The following is a 215-nucleotide window of genomic DNA, read 5'->3' on the forward strand; positions in this document are numbered from 1 at the left end:
TACGTCGCCGGCGGCGTGGTCGGGGACGCCGACCCGGCCGAGCACGCGACCGACGCCGTCCACGTGCTGGACCCCGCGGCCCCCCGCCCGCACTGGGTGCCGGTGGCACCGATGCCGACCCCGCGGGCGCGGTTCCGGCTGGTGGCCACCGAAACCTGCCTCTACGCGATCGGCGGCCTGCCGAGCCGGGCGCAGGACGCGCTCGCCTCGGTGGA

1 protein-coding gene is annotated in these 215 nt (G+C 78.6%); it reads left to right on the forward strand.

Going from position 1 to position 215, the window contains the following annotated elements:
* On the forward strand, positions 1 to 215 hold a 215-nt coding region (locus G3I65_RS32610; protein ID WP_203612577.1), incomplete at both ends, for a hypothetical protein.

Origin of the sequence: Amycolatopsis sp. SID8362 (assembly GCF_010550475.1) — a bacterium.
Classification (GTDB): Bacteria; Actinomycetota; Actinomycetes; order Mycobacteriales; family Pseudonocardiaceae; genus Amycolatopsis; species Amycolatopsis eburnea.